25 protein-coding genes, 1 tRNA gene and 3 pseudogenes are annotated in these 19848 nt (G+C 67.7%); 18 read left to right on the top strand and 11 right to left on the bottom strand.

Features of this window, described 5'->3' with window-relative positions:
- Positions 1–6: 6 nt before the first annotated feature.
- The 3 genes from AC07DS_RS43610 (at position 7) to AC07DS_RS43620 (ending at position 1125) form a co-directional block, all read left to right on the top strand.
- On the top strand, positions 7–366 hold the full coding sequence (locus tag AC07DS_RS43610) for an excisionase (protein ID WP_336114730.1): 360 nt from the start codon (positions 7–9) through the stop codon (positions 364–366).
- 133 nt (positions 367–499) lie between these two features.
- On the top strand, positions 500–895 hold the full coding sequence (locus tag AC07DS_RS43615; protein ID WP_479154286.1) for a transposase: 396 nt from the start codon (positions 500–502) through the stop codon (positions 893–895).
- An 86-nt stretch (positions 896–981) separates the two neighbouring features.
- Complete coding sequence (locus AC07DS_RS43620; RefSeq protein WP_479154287.1) at positions 982–1125, top strand: hypothetical protein; 144 nt, start codon at positions 982–984, stop codon at positions 1123–1125.
- Between the two features lie 147 nt (positions 1126–1272).
- Here the strand turns inward: AC07DS_RS43620 and AC07DS_RS43625 are convergent, their stop codons facing one another.
- Positions 1273–1917 (bottom strand): hypothetical protein, encoded by a 645-nt coding sequence (locus AC07DS_RS43625; protein WP_479154288.1) that lies wholly within the window; start codon positions 1915–1917, stop codon positions 1273–1275.
- Positions 1918–2240: 323 nt separating this feature from the next.
- Here AC07DS_RS43625 and AC07DS_RS43630 point away from each other — a divergent pair.
- The 3 genes and pseudogenes from AC07DS_RS43630 to AC07DS_RS43640 all read left to right on the top strand — a co-directional run bounded on the left by AC07DS_RS43630 (position 2241) and on the right by AC07DS_RS43640 (position 3996).
- Positions 2241–3109 (top strand): annotated as a pseudogene (locus AC07DS_RS43630) (IS5 family transposase).
- A 41-nt stretch (positions 3110–3150) separates the two neighbouring features.
- Positions 3151–3636, top strand: coding sequence for a hypothetical protein (locus AC07DS_RS43635; RefSeq protein ID WP_479154289.1), 486 nt, complete (start codon positions 3151–3153; stop codon positions 3634–3636).
- Positions 3637–3666: 30 nt separating this feature from the next.
- Positions 3667–3996, top strand: a complete 330-nt coding sequence (locus tag AC07DS_RS43640) for a hypothetical protein (RefSeq protein WP_479154290.1) — start codon at positions 3667–3669, stop codon at positions 3994–3996.
- Here the strand turns inward: AC07DS_RS43640 and AC07DS_RS43645 are convergent.
- Positions 3970–4203, bottom strand: a pseudogene (locus tag AC07DS_RS43645) (hypothetical protein); the annotation flags it as partial. The gene AC07DS_RS43640 and the pseudogene AC07DS_RS43645 overlap by 27 nt on opposite strands.
- Here AC07DS_RS43645 and AC07DS_RS43650 point away from each other — a divergent pair.
- The 7 genes from AC07DS_RS43650 (at position 4180) to AC07DS_RS43680 (ending at position 9861) form a co-directional block, all read left to right on the top strand.
- Entirely contained in the window at positions 4180–5013 is an 834-nt protein-coding gene (locus tag AC07DS_RS43650; RefSeq protein WP_479154291.1) for a leucine-rich repeat domain-containing protein, read from the top strand. The pseudogene AC07DS_RS43645 and the gene AC07DS_RS43650 sit on opposite strands and share 24 nt — an antisense overlap.
- Before the next feature lie 958 nt (positions 5014–5971).
- Positions 5972–6616 carry a hypothetical protein gene (locus tag AC07DS_RS43655; protein WP_479154292.1) on the top strand — a complete coding sequence of 215 codons (645 nt, stop codon included), beginning with the start codon at positions 5972–5974 and terminating at the stop codon, positions 6614–6616.
- Positions 6617–6675: 59 nt separating this feature from the next.
- Positions 6676–7011 carry a hypothetical protein gene (locus AC07DS_RS43660; protein ID WP_479154293.1) on the top strand — a complete coding sequence of 112 codons (336 nt, stop codon included), beginning with the start codon at positions 6676–6678 and terminating at the stop codon, positions 7009–7011.
- Between the two features lie 158 nt (positions 7012–7169).
- Positions 7170–8072, top strand: coding sequence for a DUF6192 family protein (locus tag AC07DS_RS43665; protein WP_479154294.1), 903 nt, complete (start codon positions 7170–7172; stop codon positions 8070–8072).
- A 96-nt stretch (positions 8073–8168) separates the two neighbouring features.
- Positions 8169–8486: a hypothetical protein gene (locus tag AC07DS_RS43670; protein ID WP_479154295.1), complete on the top strand. Its 318-nt coding sequence runs from the start codon at positions 8169–8171 to the stop codon at positions 8484–8486.
- Positions 8487–8561: 75 nt separating this feature from the next.
- Entirely contained in the window at positions 8562–9419 is an 858-nt protein-coding gene (locus tag AC07DS_RS43675) for an IS5 family transposase (protein WP_479154296.1), read from the top strand.
- A 241-nt stretch (positions 9420–9660) separates the two neighbouring features.
- Complete coding sequence (locus AC07DS_RS43680) at positions 9661–9861, top strand: hypothetical protein (protein ID WP_479154297.1); 201 nt, start codon at positions 9661–9663, stop codon at positions 9859–9861.
- Between the two features lie 667 nt (positions 9862–10528).
- On the opposite strand, the gene AC07DS_RS43685 is transcribed toward AC07DS_RS43680, so the two are convergent.
- Positions 10529–11440 (bottom strand): ADP-ribosylglycohydrolase family protein, encoded by a 912-nt coding sequence (locus AC07DS_RS43685; protein ID WP_479154298.1) that lies wholly within the window; start codon positions 11438–11440, stop codon positions 10529–10531.
- Positions 11441–11707: 267 nt separating this feature from the next.
- Between AC07DS_RS43685 and AC07DS_RS43690 the strand changes: the two genes are divergently transcribed.
- The 3 genes from AC07DS_RS43690 to AC07DS_RS43700 all read left to right on the top strand — a co-directional run bounded on the left by AC07DS_RS43690 (position 11708) and on the right by AC07DS_RS43700 (position 13478).
- The gene (locus tag AC07DS_RS43690) at positions 11708–12136 is read left to right on the top strand and encodes a CBS domain-containing protein (protein WP_479154299.1); all 429 of its coding nucleotides are present in this window, start codon (positions 11708–11710) and stop codon (positions 12134–12136) included.
- A gap of 245 nt (positions 12137–12381) precedes the next feature.
- Positions 12382–12750 (top strand): hypothetical protein, encoded by a 369-nt coding sequence (locus AC07DS_RS43695; protein WP_479154300.1) that lies wholly within the window; start codon positions 12382–12384, stop codon positions 12748–12750.
- Positions 12751–13163: 413 nt separating this feature from the next.
- Complete coding sequence (locus tag AC07DS_RS43700; protein WP_261386877.1) at positions 13164–13478, top strand: hypothetical protein; 315 nt, start codon at positions 13164–13166, stop codon at positions 13476–13478.
- Positions 13479–13566: 88 nt separating this feature from the next.
- Here AC07DS_RS43700 and AC07DS_RS43705 read toward each other — a convergent pair.
- The 5 genes from AC07DS_RS43705 to AC07DS_RS43725 form a co-directional block, all read right to left on the bottom strand.
- Positions 13567–13643 (bottom strand) — tRNA-Met (locus AC07DS_RS43705).
- A gap of 476 nt (positions 13644–14119) precedes the next feature.
- On the bottom strand, positions 14120–14380 hold the full coding sequence (locus tag AC07DS_RS43710) for a hypothetical protein (protein ID WP_479154301.1): 261 nt from the start codon (positions 14378–14380) through the stop codon (positions 14120–14122).
- A 43-nt stretch (positions 14381–14423) separates the two neighbouring features.
- Positions 14424–14573, bottom strand: a complete 150-nt coding sequence (locus AC07DS_RS43715; RefSeq protein ID WP_479154302.1) for a hypothetical protein — start codon at positions 14571–14573, stop codon at positions 14424–14426.
- A gap of 163 nt (positions 14574–14736) precedes the next feature.
- Positions 14737–15498 (bottom strand): FAD binding domain-containing protein, encoded by a 762-nt coding sequence (locus AC07DS_RS43720; protein ID WP_479154320.1) that lies wholly within the window; start codon positions 15496–15498, stop codon positions 14737–14739.
- A gap of 268 nt (positions 15499–15766) precedes the next feature.
- Positions 15767–16132: a hypothetical protein gene (locus AC07DS_RS43725; RefSeq protein WP_479154303.1), complete on the bottom strand. Its 366-nt coding sequence runs from the start codon at positions 16130–16132 to the stop codon at positions 15767–15769.
- 453 nt (positions 16133–16585) lie between these two features.
- On the opposite strand from AC07DS_RS43725, the pseudogene AC07DS_RS43730 reads away from it, so the two are divergent.
- A pseudogene (locus AC07DS_RS43730) lies at positions 16586–16937 on the top strand (IS5/IS1182 family transposase); the annotation flags it as partial.
- Positions 16938–16954: 17 nt separating this feature from the next.
- On the opposite strand, the gene AC07DS_RS43735 reads toward AC07DS_RS43730, so the two are convergent.
- Both AC07DS_RS43735 and AC07DS_RS43740 read right to left on the bottom strand, forming a co-directional pair.
- Positions 16955–17299: an ArsR/SmtB family transcription factor gene (locus AC07DS_RS43735; RefSeq protein ID WP_479154304.1), complete on the bottom strand. Its 345-nt coding sequence runs from the start codon at positions 17297–17299 to the stop codon at positions 16955–16957.
- Positions 17296–17754, bottom strand: a complete 459-nt coding sequence (locus AC07DS_RS43740; RefSeq protein WP_479154305.1) for an SRPBCC domain-containing protein — start codon at positions 17752–17754, stop codon at positions 17296–17298. Before AC07DS_RS43740 ends, AC07DS_RS43735 begins: the two co-directional genes overlap by 4 nt.
- A 157-nt stretch (positions 17755–17911) precedes the next feature.
- Between AC07DS_RS43740 and AC07DS_RS43745 the strand changes: the two genes are divergently transcribed.
- Positions 17912–18376 (top strand): GNAT family N-acetyltransferase, encoded by a 465-nt coding sequence (locus tag AC07DS_RS43745; RefSeq protein ID WP_479154306.1) that lies wholly within the window; start codon positions 17912–17914, stop codon positions 18374–18376.
- A 48-nt stretch (positions 18377–18424) separates the two neighbouring features.
- Here AC07DS_RS43745 and AC07DS_RS43750 read toward each other — a convergent pair whose 3' ends face one another.
- Positions 18425–19657 carry an FUSC family protein gene (locus AC07DS_RS43750; protein ID WP_479154307.1) on the bottom strand — a complete coding sequence of 411 codons (1233 nt, stop codon included), beginning with the start codon at positions 19655–19657 and terminating at the stop codon, positions 18425–18427.
- Positions 19658–19848: the final 191 nt, after the last annotated feature.

Raw genomic sequence — 19848 nt, forward strand, 5'->3', positions numbered from 1 at the left:
GGTGTGATGGAGACACCGTCGGACTGGGAGGACCGCCTCGCGCGCTGGCAGAACGAGCTGGAGCTGTTCGAGCAGTTGGACGAGACACCCTGGGTCACGCTGGCCAAGGCGGAAGCCGAGACCGGCGTTTCCCGCTCGGCCCTGCGGTCCTGGTACCGCAACGGCGAGATCCAGTCCCGGCTGGTGGACGGCCCCAACGGGCCGCAGCGCCTGGTCCGGCTGGACGCGGTGATCGAGCGCGCCGCCGCATCACCGCGCATTCAGCGCAGGGCGGAGCGAGAAGTGAGCCTGGAAGCCCAGGTCACCCTGCTACGGCACCGAGTTGACCAGCTCGAGCTGCGGCTGGCCGCGCTGGAGCGCAAGTGACCGGCGCGAGCAGCACCGTGCCATCGGGCCGCACCGGTGCGAACGTCGCCGGATACACCTGCTCATCCACGGCCAGGACGTAGGGTCGGTCCAGCGGCAATCACTGGGGGAACCGCCTGGCACCGAGCTTGGAGTGCTCGGGCGGCACGACCACCACGTCCCCTCTCGCCTCCAAGGCGGCCAGAGGCTGCAACTCCAACTGCCCCGCAGGGCAGGTTTCCTGGGACATCGACGGCGTCGCCCCGGCATGGGGGCAAGGGCGCTTCTCTCCGATCGTCGGGTCGTTGGTCTGGCCGTGCTGTTGACCGACGCGCAGTGGGTGCACCTCCCCGCCGAGTACGGCTCGTGCAAGGGCGTCTATACGAGGCTGAGAAACTGGGCTGTCGACGGCACCTGGGAACGTGTCTTGACCGCGCAGCTCGCGCAGGCTGATGCCGACGGTGACTTGGACTGGGGTGTTGCGGTTGACTCCACGACCGTGCGCGTGCACCAGAACTGCGCCGGGGCCCGCAAAAGGGGCCCCGGCTGACGAGCCTGCCGACCATGCGATCGGACGGACTCGTGGTGGGCTGACCGCGAGGTCCATCCTGCCGCTGACAGCCGCTGTTGCCCGTTGTGTTTCGTGCCGACCAGTTCGCCAAGCGCAAGCGCAAGCGCAAGGGCAAGGGCCGCAGCCGCGGGCGCCCGCCCGGATTCGACCGCGAGGCCTACGAGCAACGAAACATTGTCGAACTCTGCATCAATCGCCTCAAGCAATGACGCGGCCTGGCCACTTGCTACGAGAAGACCGCCACGGTCTACCGCGTCGGCTTTGGCATCAGCGATCAACGTCGTCCGGGCATCGCGCGACGAGGGCTTCGACGTAGGCCACGATCGAAGCTCCACCGGCGATCCGTAGCAGAGTGCCTAGTCGAAGAGGTCGAGTTCGTGGAACTCCAGTCCGTCCGGGCCGAGTCCGGTGTTCTCCGCGTGCTCGGCCATACGCGCGGCGTACTCGGGGTGCGCGGCGAGCGAGGTGTAGGTGTCGAAGTCCAGGTCCAGGACGTCGGCGAGGTCCGCGAGGTACACGTCGAGACCGGGGTACATCACGGCCACGTACGGCAGGTCGTCGATATCTGTCACCAGCACCGGGTACTCGCCCGTGGAGTCCGGCGAGCCCAGGTAGAGCAGGCGGCGCGAGTCGCTGCCGCCGACAAGCGGCAGGCACACGGCGGGCAGCAGTTCCTCGAAGTCGCCGAACATCGCGGCCATGCCGCCGCAGGAGCCGTACATCCACTCCGCCGTCGCCCCCAGCCCCCGGTCTCCGAAAACGGGCTCGGCCGGGTCCTCGTACCAGCCGACGTCGGCGAGCCAGGAGCCGTCGAAGGCCAGCCAGCGACGGAGGCTGGGCGGCAGCGGCCGGTCGCCGGGCAGCCTCAGCCGGTCGAGCACCTCGGGCGCCAGCGGCACCGGTTCATCGAGGTCCGGGGCGTCGCAGGTGGGCCAGCCCTGCTCCCGGACCCGTTCGATCACCCGGTCTATCAGCGCGGCGCCGTGCATGTCCTCGTTCATGCGGTGCACTGTGCCATGGGCCACCGACAATCCAGGCCCCAGGCCGTCTCTTCCTGGTCCACTACGACGTCCGGCCCGCGGCCGTGGACGAGGCCGATCCCCTCGCCTGGCGCCGCTACCGTGCCGCCAACTACGTTGACGGATCGCACGACGCGGCCACCGAAACGCCGCTGATCGTCACCTACATCTCCGTCCCGCCGGTCCTGAGCGCACTGAATGTCAGCCCGCTCAAAGCAGGAACTGCGCTCACAACGCCGAGTCGCTGGCACCCACCCTCCAGGCGTAGAGCGTGTCTCATCGGTCGGTTGGTCAGTTGATCGGATGTGTTCGTCCGATTAGTGATCACTGGTGCGATGTGGGCCCGGATCGAGCCGCTGATGCCAGCCGATCCGGTCCGCGGTCGGTGGTGGGCCAATCACCGTCGAACCCTGGAGGCCATCGCGTGGAAGTACCGCGTCTGCTCGCCCTGGCGGGGCCTGCCGGATGAGCTCGGTTCGTTCCAGACCGCTCACAAACGGCTGATCAGGTGGGCCGTGGACGGCACCTGGGAACGGATCCTGGCTGCGCTCCTGGCAGCAGCCGACGACGCTGACTACATCGGCTGGGCCGTGTCGGTGGACTCCACGGTGTGCCGCGCGCCCCAGCACGCCGCCGGCGCCGGGAAAAAGGGGCGCAGGACCGGGCCGAACCTGATGACCATGCGCTCGTTCGCTCCCGCGGCGGCCTGAGCACGAAAGTCCACCTCGCCGGCGACAGCCGTGCACGGCCGCTGTCCCTCCGCGGCACCGGAGGGCAGGCGGGTGACGCGCCGGCCTTCGAGGCCGTCATGACAGGCATCCGTGTTCCGTGTAGCGGTCCCGGGAGACCGGGGACTCGGCCGGAGGCCGTTCTGGCGGACCGCGCGCATTCGTCCCGCGTGATCCGGAAGAATCTCCGCCGCCGCTGGATCCGAGCTGTCGTCCCCCAGCCCTCCGACCAGGTCGGTCACTGTCTGCGTCGAGGGCGCACCGGTGGCCGCCCGCCCGGATTCGACGCCGAGGCATAAAAGCAGCGGAACACGGTCGAGCGATGCATCAACCGGCTCAAGCAGTGGCGGGGCCTGGCCATGAGAACCGACAAGCTCGCCATCATCTACCGGGCAGTACTCCGCCTTGCCGCCATCCTCATATGGGCCCGGGTACGGGTCGCGTAATGGAGAGGCACGCCCTCCGCCCAGCGTGACAGCATGCGGCAATGGCTTTCCGACACCCCGACGGCGACTACACGATCACCGTGATGTACTCCGTGCCCGATGACGCCTGGTACTTGGAACTGGACCTTGTGGCCGGGCAACGGAATCTCGTGACCGCAATCATCCCCGACGAGGATCCGGCTCGGGAGCCGACGGTGTGCTTCAACCCGCATGAACCACACGTGGAAGTTCCCTACGAGGTCATGCGCTGGTTCATGCACCAGGCCGACGAAGAAATCCGCACCTCCCGTGCTTGGATGCGGCTGAGGCCCGAACTCGTTGAGATCATTTACCAACTCCGTCAGGAGCACATGGGCGCCATAGACGATGACACCTTCCCTCACGTCCTGGCGGAGGTGCGCGCCACGGTCCCCGAGGCAGACCTCCCCGCTGTTCTGGAGGCCGCCTTCGGGCGGAATTCTGACGGCACCACCCTGGACCATCCGCAAGGGCCCTGGCCGGCAGATGGTGAAGAAGCCAGGGCCTAGGCCGGCGACAACGACGCCGAATCCTCCCTGGTGACGGAGTTCGACGTCCAGCAGGACCCCGCGTTCGTCGACACCACCCACACCTGGGCCGGACCGACCGCCGTGTTCGTGCCCGGGGCCGTGGCCACCGCGGGGCTCTCCATCGCGTCGGCAGCGCCGGATTGCAGCCACCTGCAGCTGCGTGCCCGCGCCGGTGACGGGATCGACACCTCCGCCTGGTCCGACCGGAAGGTCTCCCGGGCCGCCGCGCAGCCCGCCGATCTGCCCACGCAGCTCCAGGACAACCGCGAACTCATCGCCTCCTGGGTGACCGACGACGGCGCGCCGGCCCGCCCAAGCGGTGAGCCGAACCTCGAATGAGGCGAGGACGACGTCACCGGCCGCGTACCCGAGACCGTCGTTGATGCCCCTGCAGTGGTCGGCGTCGAAACCGCGCGGGTGCGCGGATTCCGGGATTGATGTGACGACGAATCCGGTCGCCTGTCCACCGTTGAGGTCGACACGGAAAGTGGGTTCTACCAGCAATAAGCACTGATCGGCCAGATGAAAAACCGTATCTTTGGGCACATGGCGGAAGAGGGAGAAGCGAGACTCTTTGTGAACCAGTGGGGCGACACATCGGACCCGGCATCTGTAGGACGCGCTTCCTACCGGGATGAGTGCATGTGCTTCGACCAGGCCAAGCCGCATTCGCTGGCCCGTGTCGGTTTCCACGCCGAGCGCCAGAACACCTCGGCCGTTGGGTGGCAGCGTCTGCTGGAGTTGATCGACGAGGCTGCGGACGACGGGCGGGAGGAGTTTCGTCCTTTGGTCGAGCTCAGCGCCGAGGAGCGGCGGCAGGTCATCACTCTGCCGCCAAGTATCGCCAAGCTGACAGCGGTCAAGAGCTTCGTGCTCTATGGCAGCAACTTGGTCCGAATACCACCCGAGATCGGTGCGATGAGCAGCCTGGAGGAGTTCACCCCCTACACCTCGTACCGGCTGCACTGGTTTCCCTACGAGATCACCCGGTGCTCCAGACTGGTCCGGAGCACGGTGAGCACTCGCGCGCTGTTCGGGAACTACAAGCTCCGTCCTCCTTTCCCTCGACTACAGCCGCCTCAGGTCTCCGTTGCTGATCTCGACCCAACAGCGCTCGATGCCCGGCGCTGGGGAGCCACAGCCATCGGTGGGTGCAGTGTCTGCGATCGCCCTGTCGAGCAGGGCAAGCTTCACCAAGTCTGGATCTCCCTGCGGGTGGCCACGGATGTCCTGCCTCTCCTGGTCAACACCTGCTCGGCAGCTTGCGTTTCTGCCCTTCCCCCCGGCGCCGACAACTACGTGCAGCTGCCGCACACAGGCGGCAGGGTCAAGCAGCCACCGTCCGACTGGGACTGATCTCGTCCGTGTGCGCACCGATGTACTGGCACACAACTCCGGATACGCCTCAGAAGCTGTTCCTGATCCCCACATGACAAAGTGAGCGGCTATTCGGTGCAGGTCAGCACTCTCGGGCGACTTCGCCGCACGGCGTAGGCAAGAAAATGACACCGGCGCCGTACTGCAGCCATTGATCGATACGGGGACTCGGGGGCATGGTCGGTTGCTGGCCGTTGTTCGACTACACGCGCAGTGATGATCCCATTCGCAGCCTTTGAGGCCGCCTCGGTCTGCCCGCAAGTTCAGATGCGACCAGGCCAGACTCAGGACAATTCCAGGACAGACTGAAGAAGTTGGCAAGACACACGCAAGACATATGCAAGACATTGGAGTTGGTGTCTGAACTGCTGAAACGGCCATCCGCTCCATGGAGTTCTGCGTCACCTGAGACGAGGTGGGTATGGTGTGCGGCCTCGGCACTTCGATCGTTGGAGGGGTGCCGGGCATGGCTGCGGCCCCCCGCTGGCACGGGAGGCCGCCGACGAGATCCATTCCATCGCTGATCAAGGAGACCTCATCAACACTGACCCTACGGGAGGCAACGCCCTGCCTCCACCGGACCCCACCGAACTGCGGCAGAGCGGCTCCTGGATCCCACGGATCGCCCTGGCCGGCGTGACGACGACCGCGATCGGAACCGCGGCAGCCAACATCGATCAAGGCGTCATCTTCTGGCCGATGGTTGGCCTCTGCGGCCTGATTGCCGTGATGTTCCTCGGACTTGCTCTTCCAGCGGTGTGGTCACGACAGCCCGCCAGGCGAAGGGCTGCCCTGCGCGTGCTGAACTGCCTCCTCGGACGACCCCAAGAAAACCGAGGCAGGGAGTAGCAAAGGAAACCAAGTAACGGTTTGAGCCCTGCGTCGCGTCTAAATCATTGCGGCGCAGGGCCCCAGACTCAGAAGAGGGTGACAGCCAATGGAGCTGAATAATCCAAGTCCGGAACAAGACTCACTGGAGAGCTTTTCCCGGGACCTTAAGGAGTTCGGGGAAAAGTATGGAGGCGTTCGGGTCTTCTTCAGGAACGATGAGTCAGATGTCCGATTCCTTTACTCTTTACCTGTTGGGTGTTCTCGGTCTGCCGCTTATGCGGCCATCTCGGGTAAACGACTGCCATCCAGCAACGTGCTGTACTGCCTGATCGCAACCTGGACCGATGAAAATGACGAAGAGACTAGCCGCTGGGACAGTCGCCGGAGCGCTCTGGCTGTGGAGCGTGCACAGCGCCGCGGACCTCGCAAAGCTCAGTCGAGAAAATTGAAGCTTCTCCCCATCTCTGAACAAGAACAGCTAGCGGCAGAGATCAAGGAAGTTATGGCCTCACACGAAATGTGGGAAGTGGCGCATCTCACTGGCATGAGCGTCCGCTGGCTGACTGCATACGGAAACGGGGAGGCGATTCCTTCGGAGGAGAAACTGGATCTGCTGACACGTCGCCTCAAAGTGGAATCTGAAGTACGCAAGCGTCTTATCTCCTTTGCTGAACAGGTTCGATCGATGCGTCTTTCCGCGCGTCGTGCCGCTCTCCGAGCTGACACCCCGGGACAAGAGAAATCCAGTTGACCCAAAGCCGTAAGCCGCCGGGGGAGGTGCAGCAGGCTGACTGTCTGTACGGTGACTGCATGGGCAGGGACGGAGTCCCCCGGCTGCGGCTGGTCGTCATCGCGGAGAACGAAACCGAACCGCGGTTGTGCCAGGGGTGCGGTGGTCCGCTGATGCCGTCGGCGAAGTCGACGGCGGTGTTCTGCTCCTCGGTATGCCGGTCACGGCACTGGCGGCGGATGCGGCGGACCCGGGCGCGGACCGAGGCGGTCCAGGCCGGTGTGACGTCCAGTTGCCCGGAGTGCGAGACGTCGTGGATGGTCGGGGTCGCCCGTGCCATCTCGGCACGGTACTGCTCTCCCCGCTGCCGCAAACGGGCCTGGCACAGGCGGCGCGCGGCGGGCGCCGGGTTGTGAGCCCGCGCATTCGACGGCCCTCATCGTGCTTCACTGTGGGACCGTGCGCCCTGGCGGGTTTCTGGTGCCGGTCGGATGGTGCGAAGCGACGGCCTGCCGGGGCGAGTTGACGGCATGAACAGGGTGCCGCACCCGGGACCGCCGGGGGTGATGTCCGGATGCCCGCGATGATCGGCAGTGTGACCCGGGAACGCTACGACGAGCTGGTCAAGCTGGGGCGGGACTGGGTGGCCACGATGAGCACCGTCCAGTGGCGTCTCGGGGACGCCGCCATGGAGATCGAGCCGATGCGCTCGTACGGAGGCGCGAATCCGTCCGGGAAGGATGACCTGTTCACCGTCAGCGAGGCCATCCGGATGTTCGCCGAAGACGTCGGCTTGGCCTATACGACGGTCCGCAGCTACCGGTGGGTGTCCTCTCGCTGGCCGAAGGAGCGCCGGCAGGCGGAGGTCTCGCACACCATCCACAAGATCCTGGCCAGCATCCCTGATGAGCAGGAGCGTTTCGAGGCGGTCACCAACCCCCCGGCCAGCCCGCGCGGCGGGCAGCCGCGGTGGACACACGACAGCGCGAAACGCGTGGTGGGCTGGAAGGTCGACTCCCCGGAGAGCGTCCAGGAGAAGGTCGAGGCGATCCACGACCTGGCCACCGACGACGCGGTCGCGGCGGTGGTCACCACCGACTTCCTCCGCCGTCCGGCGGTCGCCGACAAAGCCATGGCCGACGACACCGCCCGGCATGCGGTCAACGAAGCCCAGTTCGACCGGTTCCGCCAGCAGGCCCAGTTCGTGCGGGAGGAGGCTGCCCCGCAGCTCCAGCGCATGGAGCACAGCGCCGAGTTCATGGACTTGGTCGCGGCCTGTGCGCAGTTCGTCACCACCGCCGGCAGGATCGTTCCCAGCCTGCGCGGCGAGCACTACGACGACGCCGAACGCGACACCATCGGACGCGGCCTGGCACGGGTACGCGCCGCGGCCGACTGGATCGAGAACGCCGTCACCCGCGGCGAGGTCGACCTGGACGAGCAGCTCCAGAAGCTGCTGAAGGGCTCGGGTGAGTAGGCGATGGGGCGGGGAGTCCCCGCTCACGTCCACGCCGAAGCGATCCTCAGCGCCCTGCTGGAAGCCCGTCCCGCTGGCTTGACCATCACCCAGCTCATGGCCGCCACCGAACGCACCCGCGCGCAGGTCCACAGCGGGCTCGCGCATCTGCGCAAGGTCGCGGCGGCGAAGAACCTTCCGCCAGTGACCTGGGACAAACGGTGGGGATACCGGATGCTGGACGACGCGCCGGAGGTGTGGATCGGCTACGAGCGGGCGTTCTTCGAGGCTGTCCACCACCGGGTGGAGAACTTCATCGCCGGAACTCTCCTCCCACACCATAAGAAGACCCCTGAGGACCCCTACATCCGCACGGTCATGGCGCAGATGGGTGCGATCGAGTCCACCCTCCAGCTCCTGGCCAACCTGGAGTGAACCGAAGCACGAGAGGCAACGGGCCGTGACCGTCCCGCAGTTGGCCCCACCCACCGGTCGCGGCCCGGCACCGTCATGCTGCTGCCCCGCTACCGCTATCCCTCCGACACCACCGACGTCGAGTGGGCTCTCCTGGAACCTCTCCTCCCGATGCCCGCCTGCCAGACCACGAAGGGCGGCGCCCCGGAGAAGTGGCCCCGCCGACGCGTGGTCGACGCGATCAGGTACATCACCAACAACGGGGCCAAATGGCGCGCGCTGCCCGCCGACTTCGGCATCCCGTGGCGCACCGCATTCGGCTACTTCGCCCGCTGGGCGAAGGCCGGCGTCCTTAAGCAGATCCTTGACCAGCTCCGTCGACGGCTACGGCTACGCCGTCGGCGCTGCGCCTGGCCGGTCCGGGTGATCGTCGACTCCCAGTCCGTCAAGGGCGCGGAAACCGTGTCGAACGCGACGCGAGGATATGACGCGAACAAGCACATAAACGGGCGGAAGCGACACCTGCTTGTTGATCAAGACGGCTTGCTCGTCGACCTGCTTGTCACACCCGCCGACGTCCAGGACCGTGATGCGGCCCGCATCCTGTTGACCCGCCTCCACGCCGAACACCCCGAGATCGTCTTGGTCTGGGCTGACAACGGCTACGGCGGCGAGGAGTTCAGTGCCTGGGCCCAGGACACATTGGGCATCACGATCAAGGTCGTTCCCCGTCCCAAGGACGCGAAGGGGTTCGTTCTGCTGCCGAAGCGGTGGGTGGTGGAGCGGTCGAGTTCGTGGACGATGCGGGCCCGGCGCAACGCACGGGACTACGAGCGGCTGATGTCCCACGCCGAAGCCCATATTCAGTGGGCCTTCATCACGCTCATGTCCCGCCGCCTGGCCCGCCCCCGCCGCCAGACCGAGGCGCTGCCGGCCACCCTCGCCACCGCCTGAAGACCACCACGCTGCCGCTGCCGTTCGGAACGGCGACCATCGACGCCCAACCGAACGGCAAACAGGATCACCACCGGCTTCAGACCGCCGTGACCTGCAAAAATAGGATGTGACACAGCTTCTCAGCCACGTAGCGCATGGCGGTCTGCGCGGTGATCCTCATCAAAGTGAACGGTCACCTGATAGGCCGAGGCGGATTCGTCGTCAAGACGGCCTGCCGGAAGTAGGGGGAACCGGAGTCGTGACACACGAACAGCCCAGGTACGCAGAACTCGGTTACTGCGACGACTTCGGGCTCACCGGCCTGACGGAGCGGCTGTGCGCTGTGGGCGGTCGTCTCGACGGGGCGTCGGCGCTCGAGGCCGCGACCGAATCGGCGGACGGATCGGAGGCCGCGGAGGCCGCGGAGCTGGGCGAGGACGCCCGGCGTCTGCTCGGCTGACTGTGAGCTGGGGCTCCGGCTGCTTCTGCGGTCCTTGGAGACAATGGACGTGCACCTCACCGAGAAGCAGTACGCCGAGTGTGACGCCCTCGCCCGACGGCTCGGGTTTGGCGAATTCCACCTCCTCGGGATTGAGCAACGGATGCGGAGGGACTGACCGCCGGCGGTACGGCTGCCGCAGTCGTGCGCGTGGACGTCGCGATCCTCACCGAGCCGACCGCGCGAGTACCGTCGGACAGCACGACCGCATCGCCAGGAAGGGGAGACGGACCGGCCACCCGCTGCCAGCCATCGCCCCCGCATGGCGTACGTACACGGGACGAGCCCGCCATTCGTGTCTTCCAGCACGCCACCCTAGGTGCAGCCCTTGCGGAAAGCCGCGGCCGGCGCGGGCGCCGTCCGTACGTAAGTGCTGGACGACCACGACCCGTACCGCAGACTCGTATAGGGCCTCGGAGCGAAGCCACTGATCGCTCGCCGCGGCGCTGAACACGGCTCCCGCCCGGGCACCCAACGTCAGGCTGTGGAGGGCGCGTTTGCCGGTCCGAACTGGTTCCGCCGCCTGCGGATCCGCTGGGAGATCCGCGACGACATCCACGAAGCCTTCCTCACCCTCGGATGCGCACTTATCTGCTGGAGATGCCTGAACTCATCCCGACAGGAGTTCTCACTCCGTGACGACCGGGGGCAGCGGTTCACAGGCTGCGTGCCAGGCAGGGGGGAGGGCAGCGACGCCCGTGCGGGCGGCGATCACCCCGCCCGCGATAGCGCAGGTGGTGTCGATATCGCCGCGACCGGCGACCGTGAACCACAGGCCCTCGTGCAGGTCGTCGAGGTGCCCCGCCGCGCACCACAGGGCGTACGGGACCGTGTCGGGCCCTGACATCTGGTACCCGGAGCCCAGCACCTCCGCGGCATGCCGAACCGAGGTGTGGTCCGGCATCCGGGCCGCGACCCGCACTCCCGACCGGACGTCGCTGTCGGGGAGCCGTTCGGCGACTGCCTGGAGGAAGTCCGACCTGGCCGGGGCATGCTCGCCCCGGCTGCGGGTGGCCAGCGCCGCGGCGAGGGCGACCGCCACCGCTCCAGTGACCGCCTCCGGGTGGTGGTGCGAGACCGCGCCCTGGCGGGCGGCCTGCTCAGCGACTGCATCGAGGTCGGCGGAGTGCCAGGCGCCGAGCGGGGCGGCGCGCATGGCTGCGCCGTTGCCCCAGGAGCCTTGGCCGCCGAACTGTCCGGCGACCACCTCCTGCCAGGGCTCGCCCGCGCCGATCCGGCGGAGCACGTCATGCATCGAGGCTCCGTACCCGCGGTGCGTGTCGTCGGCGTAGGCTGCCGCGAAGCGTAGGGCGAGGCGGTCCTGGTCGACGGTGCCGCCACCCTCGGCGAGTTCCCGGACGAGAACGAGCGCTTGGGCGGTGTCGTCACTCCACCGCCACAGCGGTTCCGGGGGCAACGTCCGAGCCTCCAGGTCTGCCGGACCGTCCCGGCGCAGGATGCCGAACCACCGGTCACCGAAGGCGTCGCCGAACGCGAGCCCGTACAACGAATCCAGCACAGCAGCAGGCACGGTGATCATCGGGACAGTTTCGCAGCGCGGCGGCGCTTCTGCGCTCCCTTTTTGGAGCGGACAGGCTTCTGATCCGGGCATGGTGCTGGGTTGTGGATTGCGCGAGGCTCTCGGCATGGGGTCACCGATTCTGCCGGGCCGTGCCGCCGTGCCACCGCCGCTTTCCTACCGGCCGTGAGGGTCCGGGAGCCCCTGGGCAAAGCGGCCTGGTCTGTTCGTGTGACGGTGGCTGGCGCCGCGCAGAGCCCCTCTCTCCAGCCGCCGCATAGTGGCAGCATGACTACCAATCAGGCCGACGAGCTGTCCGTTCTGCAAGCCCCCCAAGCGGCGATCATGGCACGCCAGCTTGTGGAGTCAGTGGGCAATCAGCAGATGAGAAGGGCGACGGTGGTCCTCGCCTCCTTCCGCGGCGGCTACTGGCTGCGCCGCTTCATCGAGGAGCCCACGCTGGACGCCGTAGAGCCGTACGACCGCCCGACTTCGGTGAACTGGGCGGGTGTCCTGAAGCTGCTGCGGACGCCCGAGCTGCTGGACGACAACCGCCGAGAGCCCGGCACCATGGGCCCCCATCTGACCGTGCTGGAGATCGCCGCATCGCTTGCCGCAGGTCACCCCCTTGACCTGCGGCGGGCGGCCATGCAGCTGTCCGGCGCGGAATGGAGGGACGTCCTGCTGAGGATGGAGTCGGCTGCCGACTTCGTATGATGCCCGGGCGGCACGGGCAGATGGCGCGCAGCTGCTCCGCGAGCTTGCGGGCTGAGGAAGAGACGCCTCGGAAGCTTCCGTCCGATCCGACGACGTCCCGACCAGCTGGCGCGTTCCTGCCTCGGGCCCGGCGGTGACCGCAACGCCTTGGACTGACCCGACTGCATTACAGTGCGCTGCCCGGACGGCTGACCTCGCGTCCCGGCTGCGCCGCGTTGTCAGTGCCCCCTGCGACGGTGGGGGACATGACGCCCACCACCGTGGAACCCGTCCCTGACGTACTGATCGCGATGTTGCGCCGGCCCGTGTGGAACACTCTCGCCGAGCGGGCCGATGGTATCCGCCGCTCTCTGCCTGTGCGCCCGGAGACGGCTGTGGAACGCCTTGCCTGGATGCGGTCGCTGAGCCCTGAGCAGGCGCGCCGCGCCGCCCTCCTTGAGCGCCTGGACGCTCTGTGCGAGCACCTCGCCGGCCGCCCGGCTCTCGGCTATGGCGCCGACGATCCGATGCCGGAGGCGGCCCTGCAGGAGGCCGAGGGGTTCAACCGGCAGCTCACGGCCCTCATCGCCGCCTACCGGGCCGCTCGTGAGGTTCCGGTTACCGCGGCCGGATAGTGCGGTCAGCGCAAGCCGCGTGGTGCCGACAGCAGCCGGCGATGAAGTTGGCGATGAAGTGGGGCGGGACAGTGCACGAGCGGGTGGGGGAGTGCCCCGCATCGTGTACCACTCACCGCACCGCGCGCCCTGCACGTACCGGTACGCCGTCGACCCCGGTGCAGTGCGCGCATGGTGCGCGACTGTCGGCACCCGGCGGCTACGATCCGCGCGTGGCAGCCCTTACCGATCGCCCGGGTGATGGACGACTGCGTCGAAGGGCAGGAATGGCGCATGTGCCGCCACAACGGGTGCCCGCACGGGACGGCCGAGGCGCTGCGGGAGCAGGTGGCCGAGTGGCGGCATCGCCTTCTTTCGGACAGTACTGGCTGGTAGGGGCGGTACGGGGGGTGGTCCAGGGCATGATCGCAGTCATGTCCCGTGAGAGTGATGCTGCCTGCCTGGTGTGGGAGGTCCAGCTGTACGAACCGTTCAGCCGTGTGTGGATCAGCAAGGGCTACGGACGTGCGACCACCGACGCGGACCCGGCCGAGTTCTGCCGTGCCGTCTTGGCCGGTCATCTCGCGCGCGGTCCGGTCCGATGTGGGGAAACGTTCCGGGCAGTCGTCCGCACCGGCAACGGCGAGAGCCTGACCGTCACAGCGGACGAACTTCCCACCCGCAGTCGGACGGTGGATCCAGCACTCTGCCAGATGCTGCCCACCTACCTCCGCGACGCCCTCGCCTGAGCTAGTACCCCGTACCCCGTTCCGCAGGTCAGGTGCCCCAGATGCTTCCGGCCCCCCTCGACGTTGGTGTCGAGGAGGGCCGGTGCGTTGGTAGCGGGGACAGGATTTGAACCTGCGACCTCTGGGTTATGAGCCCAGCGAGCTACCGAGCTGCTCCACCCCGCGTCGGTGCGTGCGCCCAGCCTACGTCATGCGCCAGGCACTACCGGACACGGGCCGGGGCACGACCATCTCCCCGCGCCGCTGCGACAGCCGCAGCAACCGTGGGGATCGCACGGCAGAACGCGTCCCACGCGTGCGCTTACCGCACGCGGCCGCTCCGCGGTCGTCACCGTCTGGGCCCAGCGACGGCGTATGCCGCGGTGGCGGCAACTGTGAGGACCAGGGCCGTCCAGGTGCCCGCTGCCGTACCGGGCGGCAGCAGCATCCAGCTCGCCACCTGCATCGGCGTACTCGTCGCGGGTGGGGCGAAGAACGAGAACGAGACCCAGGCGAAAGGCGGTGCTCAGGCCCACCAGCCGCCCGAGATCGTCGCGCCCGGAGCGACCAGTCCCATCAAGCCCGCGCTGTCCCGGGCGACGAACGCGACGGTGGCCATGTCCTCGCCCATCTGGCTATGCCCTCGCCCATCGCCTGCACTGTCAGCAGCACCGTGCCCACACGACCGCGCCGCAGAGCAGCACGTGCGCCGCTCTGCGGGGAACCCAGAGGATCGCGGCCGTCAGGTCCAGCGCGAGGTCCTGCCCGCTGAGCCCGATCGAGGCTGCCACCGCCTCCACAGCGAGGGCGAGCACGGGCAGCCGCGGATCGCCGGGCCCACCGCTGCCGCCCCGGGCGGGTGCCCACACCGCCACCGCACTGATCACCCCCGCGACGAGCGACGAGGGTACCTGTGACGCCACCGCGCGCGTCAGCGTCAGCCATCTCACCGGGACGCACCGCCTTTCAGCACGTGGAACGCGTCGCCCTGCAGGAGAGCGCGACGGCGCGCATCGCGTCGATCCGCGAGAGCTGCTTGGCCCGCGGCAGCGCCCTGAGTTTCTTCCACACCGGGCGGGTCTTGGCGTCGACCTCACGGCGCAGACCTGCCGGCAAGGGGGCAGGAAGCGACCTGAGGTCCCCGGGAACCCAGCCCGCCGCGACAGTCTGCGCGAATTCATCTCCCCCGAAGGTGCTCCAGCCGACGGGGGAGCACCCTGGCACCATGGCGGGCTTTCGCCCGGAGCAGGGGCGACCCTGAGGCGTCGCCTGCGGGGCTTCAGCGGGTCGGGCCGACGGCGGCTGCCGTCCTCGGCGTGGGGCCGTTGAGACCGAGCCGTTGTCCGAGGCCGACGCCGTGCCGGTACAGGGCCGTTCCCTCGGCGAGGCGGTTCTTCTTCCATGCCGCCAAGGCAGCCTCCAGGGAGAGAAGTTGCTGGAGGGCGGTGAAGGGGGTGATGGCGTCGGCGGCTGCCTTCTCAGCGCTGGCCGCCGTGTGAGGGCGTACGACGAATGCGGCGTCCCCGGTCAGCAGCATCCGGTCGCTGCGCATCCGGGTGACCTGCCCGTCGAGGATCGCCTGCGCGAAGGGTTCACGAGTATGTTGCACGAGCAGGCGCAGGGGCTCAGGGAGCAACATCCTTGCAGGGTACAGGAGTTCGGCGTGGACTTGAGGCGCGATGAGACCTGGGGGCAGGGACAGTCCGTGGGCGGTGCCCTCGCTGTCTGTGGTGATGCGCTCGAGGCCGGCCGCGTCGGCCCGTACGTACCACACCCAGTTCATACGCCGGCTGCCCTGCGCTGCCGCGCCGAAGTCGCCAGGGGTGAAGTAGCACAGGAACTGGGTGCGATCCCCGTCGTAGAAACTGAACCGGTCGCGGAAGACCGCTAGCAGTTCATCCGGAAGCTCCGTCTCGTCGATCACTCCCCGGTACGCGACATACCCGGCGTAGTGCGGCGCGCCGTCGGGAGCGACGAGTGCGCGGTGCCGGGACGCGGAGCCGTCGGACCGCCTCCAGCACCCCCAACCCGGTGTCGGGATCGGTGATCAGCAGCAGCCGGTCCAGGACGATCGACGTCGCCGTCCGTGACCGTCCGCATTCCTCCGGGCAGTTGGCCGTCATGCCGGCCTGCACCGCCTCGGTCCTCACCTGCGCCCGCCGCATCCGTCGCCAGTGCCGCGACCGACAGGTGGATGAGCAGAACACCGCCGTCGCCTTCGCCGTTGGCACAAGCGGACCACCACACCCACGTCACAACCGCGGCCCCGCGTCGCCGTTCATGTACGGAGAGACGCCTCGCCGTCCTGGTCAGGCGAGATCTGTCAGGTCCTCCGCGAACACCTGCGACAGGGGCTGCGGTCCCACATACTGCTGGCAGTTGCACTGTCCAGCCTCGTAACGCAGCGGCTTCTTGTTCTCATCCCAGGCCACTGGCACCTCGACGCGCTCGTGACACTGGCCCTGCTTGTCGTGTTTGGCGAGATGGTGCGTGCATCCGCACACCGGCTCCGGAGACTTGTTCGCTGCTTCGACGGCCAAACGATCCTGTCTCGCCGCCTCCAGCAGCTGCAACTTGCGCTCATGCCGATTGCGCAGTGCGGTTCGGACGTTGTCCGCTGCCCACGCGAAGCCACCCGTCCAAAAGACGATGAGAACCCACCAGAACCAGTCCATGCGCTGTCCTTCCCCCTGTGCTGCTGCGGACCAGGATAGTTGGCTCATCGGAAGCGCGTTCGCATTGTCACCAGGCGGTGCTGAATGCTGCCACTGGTGCGGTGCGTGTCGATCCCGCCTGGCAGCCGGCCGGTTCCAAGGAGCCGCCCACCTGAACTGAGCACTGATCACCATGATGACCGGACGCCTCAGCCGAAGGAGTTCCCGAACCGACGACTGGACAAGAGGCACCGCCCCGTCGGCTGATCACGGGCACCACCCTCCGAAAATCACTTGCAGTGCCTGCTTGGAGCTCCTGACGAAATGATCTTCGACTTGGCTGGATAACTCCCAGACTGATGATCAGGGGGTGCGGGGTGGCGCGGCCTCAGCCGTGGGAGGTCGACGGCGCGCTGTGGGCGGTGATCGAGTCGCTGCTGCCCAGCGTCGAGCGCCGGGCCCGGCATCCCGGGCCAGCTGATCCCGCCCCTCCAGGCCGTACCGCCCGTGCGGGGCAAGCGTGGCCGGCCCCGGCGCCGCCGGGACGTGGTGCTTGGCGCTGGGCGACCGCGGCTACGGCCACGAGAAGTACCGTCGACTGGTCTGGGATCTCGGCGTGAAACCGTTGATCGCCCGCCGCGGCACCGAGCACGGCTCCGGCCTGGGCATCCAACGCTGGGTCGTGGAGTGCACTTTCGCCCACCTGCACTGGTTCCGCCGCCTGCGGATCCGCTGGGAGATACGCGATGGCATCCACGAAGCCTTCCTCACCCTGGGATGCGCACTGATCTGCCGGAGAGGACTCCGCACTGCGATGGGCCTTTGAGACGGCGCTGCGGGGGCTCAGGGCCCAGTGGCTTCCTCTGCCAGATCCTTGATCGCGTTCAGGCGGTGCTCCCACTGGGCGGCGAGGGTGTCCATCCACCGCGTTGTCCGCCTAAGTGGTTGCAGGTCGGCTTCGTAGCGGACCTCGCGTCCGGCCCGGTGGGCGCGTACCAGTCCGGCGCGGTCGAGGACGGCCAGGTGTTTGGCCACTGCCTGGCGGGTGATGGGGAGGCTTGCCGCCAGGGATGTCGAGGTCGCGCCACCTTCGCGGGCAAGGACGGCCAGGACCTCTCGGCGGATCGGGTCGGCCAGGGCCACCAGGACGTCATCGGGAGCCTGTTCGCCCCCGGTGGTGCGGGTCATGGTGCGGTCTGCGCGCAGTCCGCGCGGAGTTGGTCGAGCTTGCCGGGCCAGTTCTGGCTGTTGGCTCGGTGCCGGTCGGTGGCCTCCTCGGTGGGCAGCCCGAGGTGCGCGAAGCCGCTCTCGACCATGGTGAGCCGGGTGCCTCCCGTGGAGTCGTCTTCGGTCAGGGTGAACTCGACCAGAGTGGCGTTCGAGTCGTCCGGTTCCTCGCCTGCGGCGCCTTGAGACCACCGCCAGGACAGGACCCGCGGCGGCTCGACTGTCTGGATACGGGCGGGAATGACGCCGTGGATGCCGTGATCGAAGACCAGGAGGCCGCCGGGGTGCAGGTCGATCTTGACCGGCACTCCATTGCCGAACCAGCGGCCGAGGAAAGCAGGCTCGCTCAGCACGGACCAGACCTGTTCCCTTGAGGCATTGATCAGGATGGCACGTTCGATCGTGTCGGGGATCACTGCAACCTCATCTCATCCGGATGCGCTACCCAAAGGTTGCACATCCGGAACTCGATGCGCAACCGATTGGTTGCGCGTGAGTCGAGGGGGGCGCTTGGGTCCCGCCAAGCTGTGAGCACCCGCAACTCATTCCGTTAGGAGCTCTTAGAGTGTGGACATGCCACCCTCGCTGCACCTGCAAGAGATCACCGCTGACAACTTTGAGACCGCCATCAACCTGAGGGTCCGCCCCGACCAGGAACAGCTGGTGGCACCCGTGGTGAAGTCGCTTGCCGAGGCATACGTCCATCCCGGCAGCGCCTGGCCCCGGCTGATCTGCGAAGACGACGAAGTCGTCGGGTTCCTCATGGCCTTCTTCGACATCGACTGGACCGGCCGAGGCACCGACTTCCGCTCCGGACTCTGGCGTCTCAACATCGCGGACGGAAAGCAGGGCCGAGGCTACGGACGCTTCGCAGTGGAGTCCGTAGCCGACGAGATCCGCCGCCGAGGAGGCACACGCCTGACGACCACCTGGCATCCCGGAGCGGACGGCCCAACTGGCTTCTACCTGGCACTCGGCTTCCGGCCAACCGGAGAGACCAGCGGAGACCAAACGGTGGGCGTGCTGGAACTGAACTGAACCCGCGCCTCTGCCGCGCCTGCATGGATCACGTGGTCGAAGGTCGCCTCACGCGGATGGGTTCGCTCGGTCAGCGATTGTCCCTGCGGTCAGGTCGGCCAGCAGCCTTTCCACGTCGGTCATGAGTGAGCCGTAGACGTGCCATGCGCCCGGCTTGGTGAGCCTGCCCTGGCCGATCATGTCGGTCATCGCGTGGTGCCAGGTGAGCGTGCCGTCGATCGCGCCGCGCAGCCGCTCCCGGGGAGATGCGCTCGGTGGGCCCTGCACCGGGTGGGCTTCGATGAATCCATGGACGGCTGCCGCGGCCAGTTGCAGAGCCTCGGCGTACTGGTCCAGGAACTGCTGCCCCAGGTGGTGATCGGCGTGGTCGTCGTGGGCACTGTCGGCCAGAGTGCGCGCGATTCCTCGGACCTGGATCGACACGCCGCGCAAGACTCTGAACGCATCCGCATCCGCGTAGGTCATGCCCTTGCGCCGCGTGTGTGCGATGCAGCGCGTGTTCCAGCGCAGACTCTCGTCAGCCTGCTGTACCTGTTCCTCTGCATGGGTGAGGCGCTTGTCCAGGTTGCGGGCCTGGTGCAGCCAGGCGTGGGCCTTCGAGGTGAGCTGTCGCCGAGCGAGGCCGGCACCCATGTCGTGCAGCAGTGTTCCCAAGGCGTGGGCGAGGTCGCGTACCGCGGAATCGGATTCGTTCAGGTACAGCGGAGGCAGGACCAGGGCGTTCACCGCGATACCCACGGCCGCGCCGGAGAGCGTTTGGAGTACGGGGGACAAGAGATGGCCCATGGGATCGGTTGCGGTGGCGGTCAGTGCGATCACCGCTGTCGAGGCGACCTGGAGCCGGTCGTCGGTGGCGCGGCGGGGGCCGGCCAGGACCGCGATGACCGCAATGACTGCCACGGCGCCCACTGTCGATCCAAGGAACCGGGCAGTCGCGAGGGCGAGGACCAGACCGGCGGCCCTTGCCACTACGCTTTGCGCTGCCTTCCTCACGGACTGGTACACGGTGGAGGCATTGACCATGAGCACGGCCGTGGCGACCGCCAGGTAGGGCTGGTGCTGAGCGGCCCAGGGGGCCACGACCGCCCAGGTCAGCAGGGCTGCGATGGCGGTCTTGACGCCGTGCACCGCATGATCGCCTCGCTTGCTGCGAGTCCGGCGGGTGAGGGTGCGCATCAGTTCCGTGATCGTCACCGCCGTGCGCTCCAGCGAGATGGTTGAATCTTGCACGATGTCGATAGTGGCACCGCCTGCCCGCTTTGGCCCCGTGATGTCGAACACGCGGCGACATCTCTGAATGTGTCGCCATTGCCGCGCTCGACAAGCCCCTCTCCCTGGTCGGGCTCGCCCCTGCCTGGCGTGGTGGGTGGAGTCCCGGGTGCACGCCGTGCTGCGGCGAGGCCTGTCATGACCGGTCGCGGACTCCAAGCGCGAGGGGCGGCCTCGCTTCGCCTACTCATTCCTCGCGATCC

Source organism: Streptomyces sp. NPDC044064 (assembly GCF_056434245.1).

Excerpts from the sequence above, each read along its gene's own strand:
- AC07DS_RS43700 (WP_261386877.1), top strand. The coding sequence starts at position 13,164 with ATGTCCCGTGAGAGTGATGCTGCCTGCCTGGTGTGGGAGGTCCAGCTG.
- AC07DS_RS43665 (WP_479154294.1), top strand. The coding sequence starts at position 7,170 with ATGCCCGCGATGATCGGCAGTGTGACCCGGGAACGCTACGACGAGCTG.
- AC07DS_RS43675 (WP_479154296.1), top strand. The coding sequence starts at position 8,562 with ATGCTGCTGCCCCGCTACCGCTATCCCTCCGACACCACCGACGTCGAG.
- AC07DS_RS43735 (WP_479154304.1), bottom strand. The coding sequence starts at position 17,299 with ATGACCCGCACCACCGGGGGCGAACAGGCTCCCGATGACGTCCTGGTG.
- AC07DS_RS43660 (WP_479154293.1), top strand. The coding sequence starts at position 6,676 with ATGGGCAGGGACGGAGTCCCCCGGCTGCGGCTGGTCGTCATCGCGGAG.
- AC07DS_RS43745 (WP_479154306.1), top strand. The coding sequence starts at position 17,912 with ATGCCACCCTCGCTGCACCTGCAAGAGATCACCGCTGACAACTTTGAG.
- AC07DS_RS43685 (WP_479154298.1), bottom strand. The coding sequence starts at position 11,440 with ATGATCACCGTGCCTGCTGCTGTGCTGGATTCGTTGTACGGGCTCGCG.
- AC07DS_RS43625 (WP_479154288.1), bottom strand. The coding sequence starts at position 1,917 with ATGAACGAGGACATGCACGGCGCCGCGCTGATAGACCGGGTGATCGAA.
- AC07DS_RS43725 (WP_479154303.1), bottom strand. The coding sequence starts at position 16,132 with ATGGACTGGTTCTGGTGGGTTCTCATCGTCTTTTGGACGGGTGGCTTC.
- AC07DS_RS43635 (WP_479154289.1), top strand. The coding sequence starts at position 3,151 with ATGGCTTTCCGACACCCCGACGGCGACTACACGATCACCGTGATGTAC.
- AC07DS_RS43655 (WP_479154292.1), top strand. The coding sequence starts at position 5,972 with ATGGAGCTGAATAATCCAAGTCCGGAACAAGACTCACTGGAGAGCTTT.
- AC07DS_RS43670 (WP_479154295.1), top strand. The coding sequence starts at position 8,169 with ATGGCCGCCACCGAACGCACCCGCGCGCAGGTCCACAGCGGGCTCGCG.
- AC07DS_RS43690 (WP_479154299.1), top strand. The coding sequence starts at position 11,708 with ATGACTACCAATCAGGCCGACGAGCTGTCCGTTCTGCAAGCCCCCCAA.
- AC07DS_RS43610 (WP_336114730.1), top strand. The coding sequence starts at position 7 with ATGGAGACACCGTCGGACTGGGAGGACCGCCTCGCGCGCTGGCAGAAC.
- AC07DS_RS43650 (WP_479154291.1), top strand. The coding sequence starts at position 4,180 with ATGAAAAACCGTATCTTTGGGCACATGGCGGAAGAGGGAGAAGCGAGA.
- AC07DS_RS43695 (WP_479154300.1), top strand. The coding sequence starts at position 12,382 with ATGACGCCCACCACCGTGGAACCCGTCCCTGACGTACTGATCGCGATG.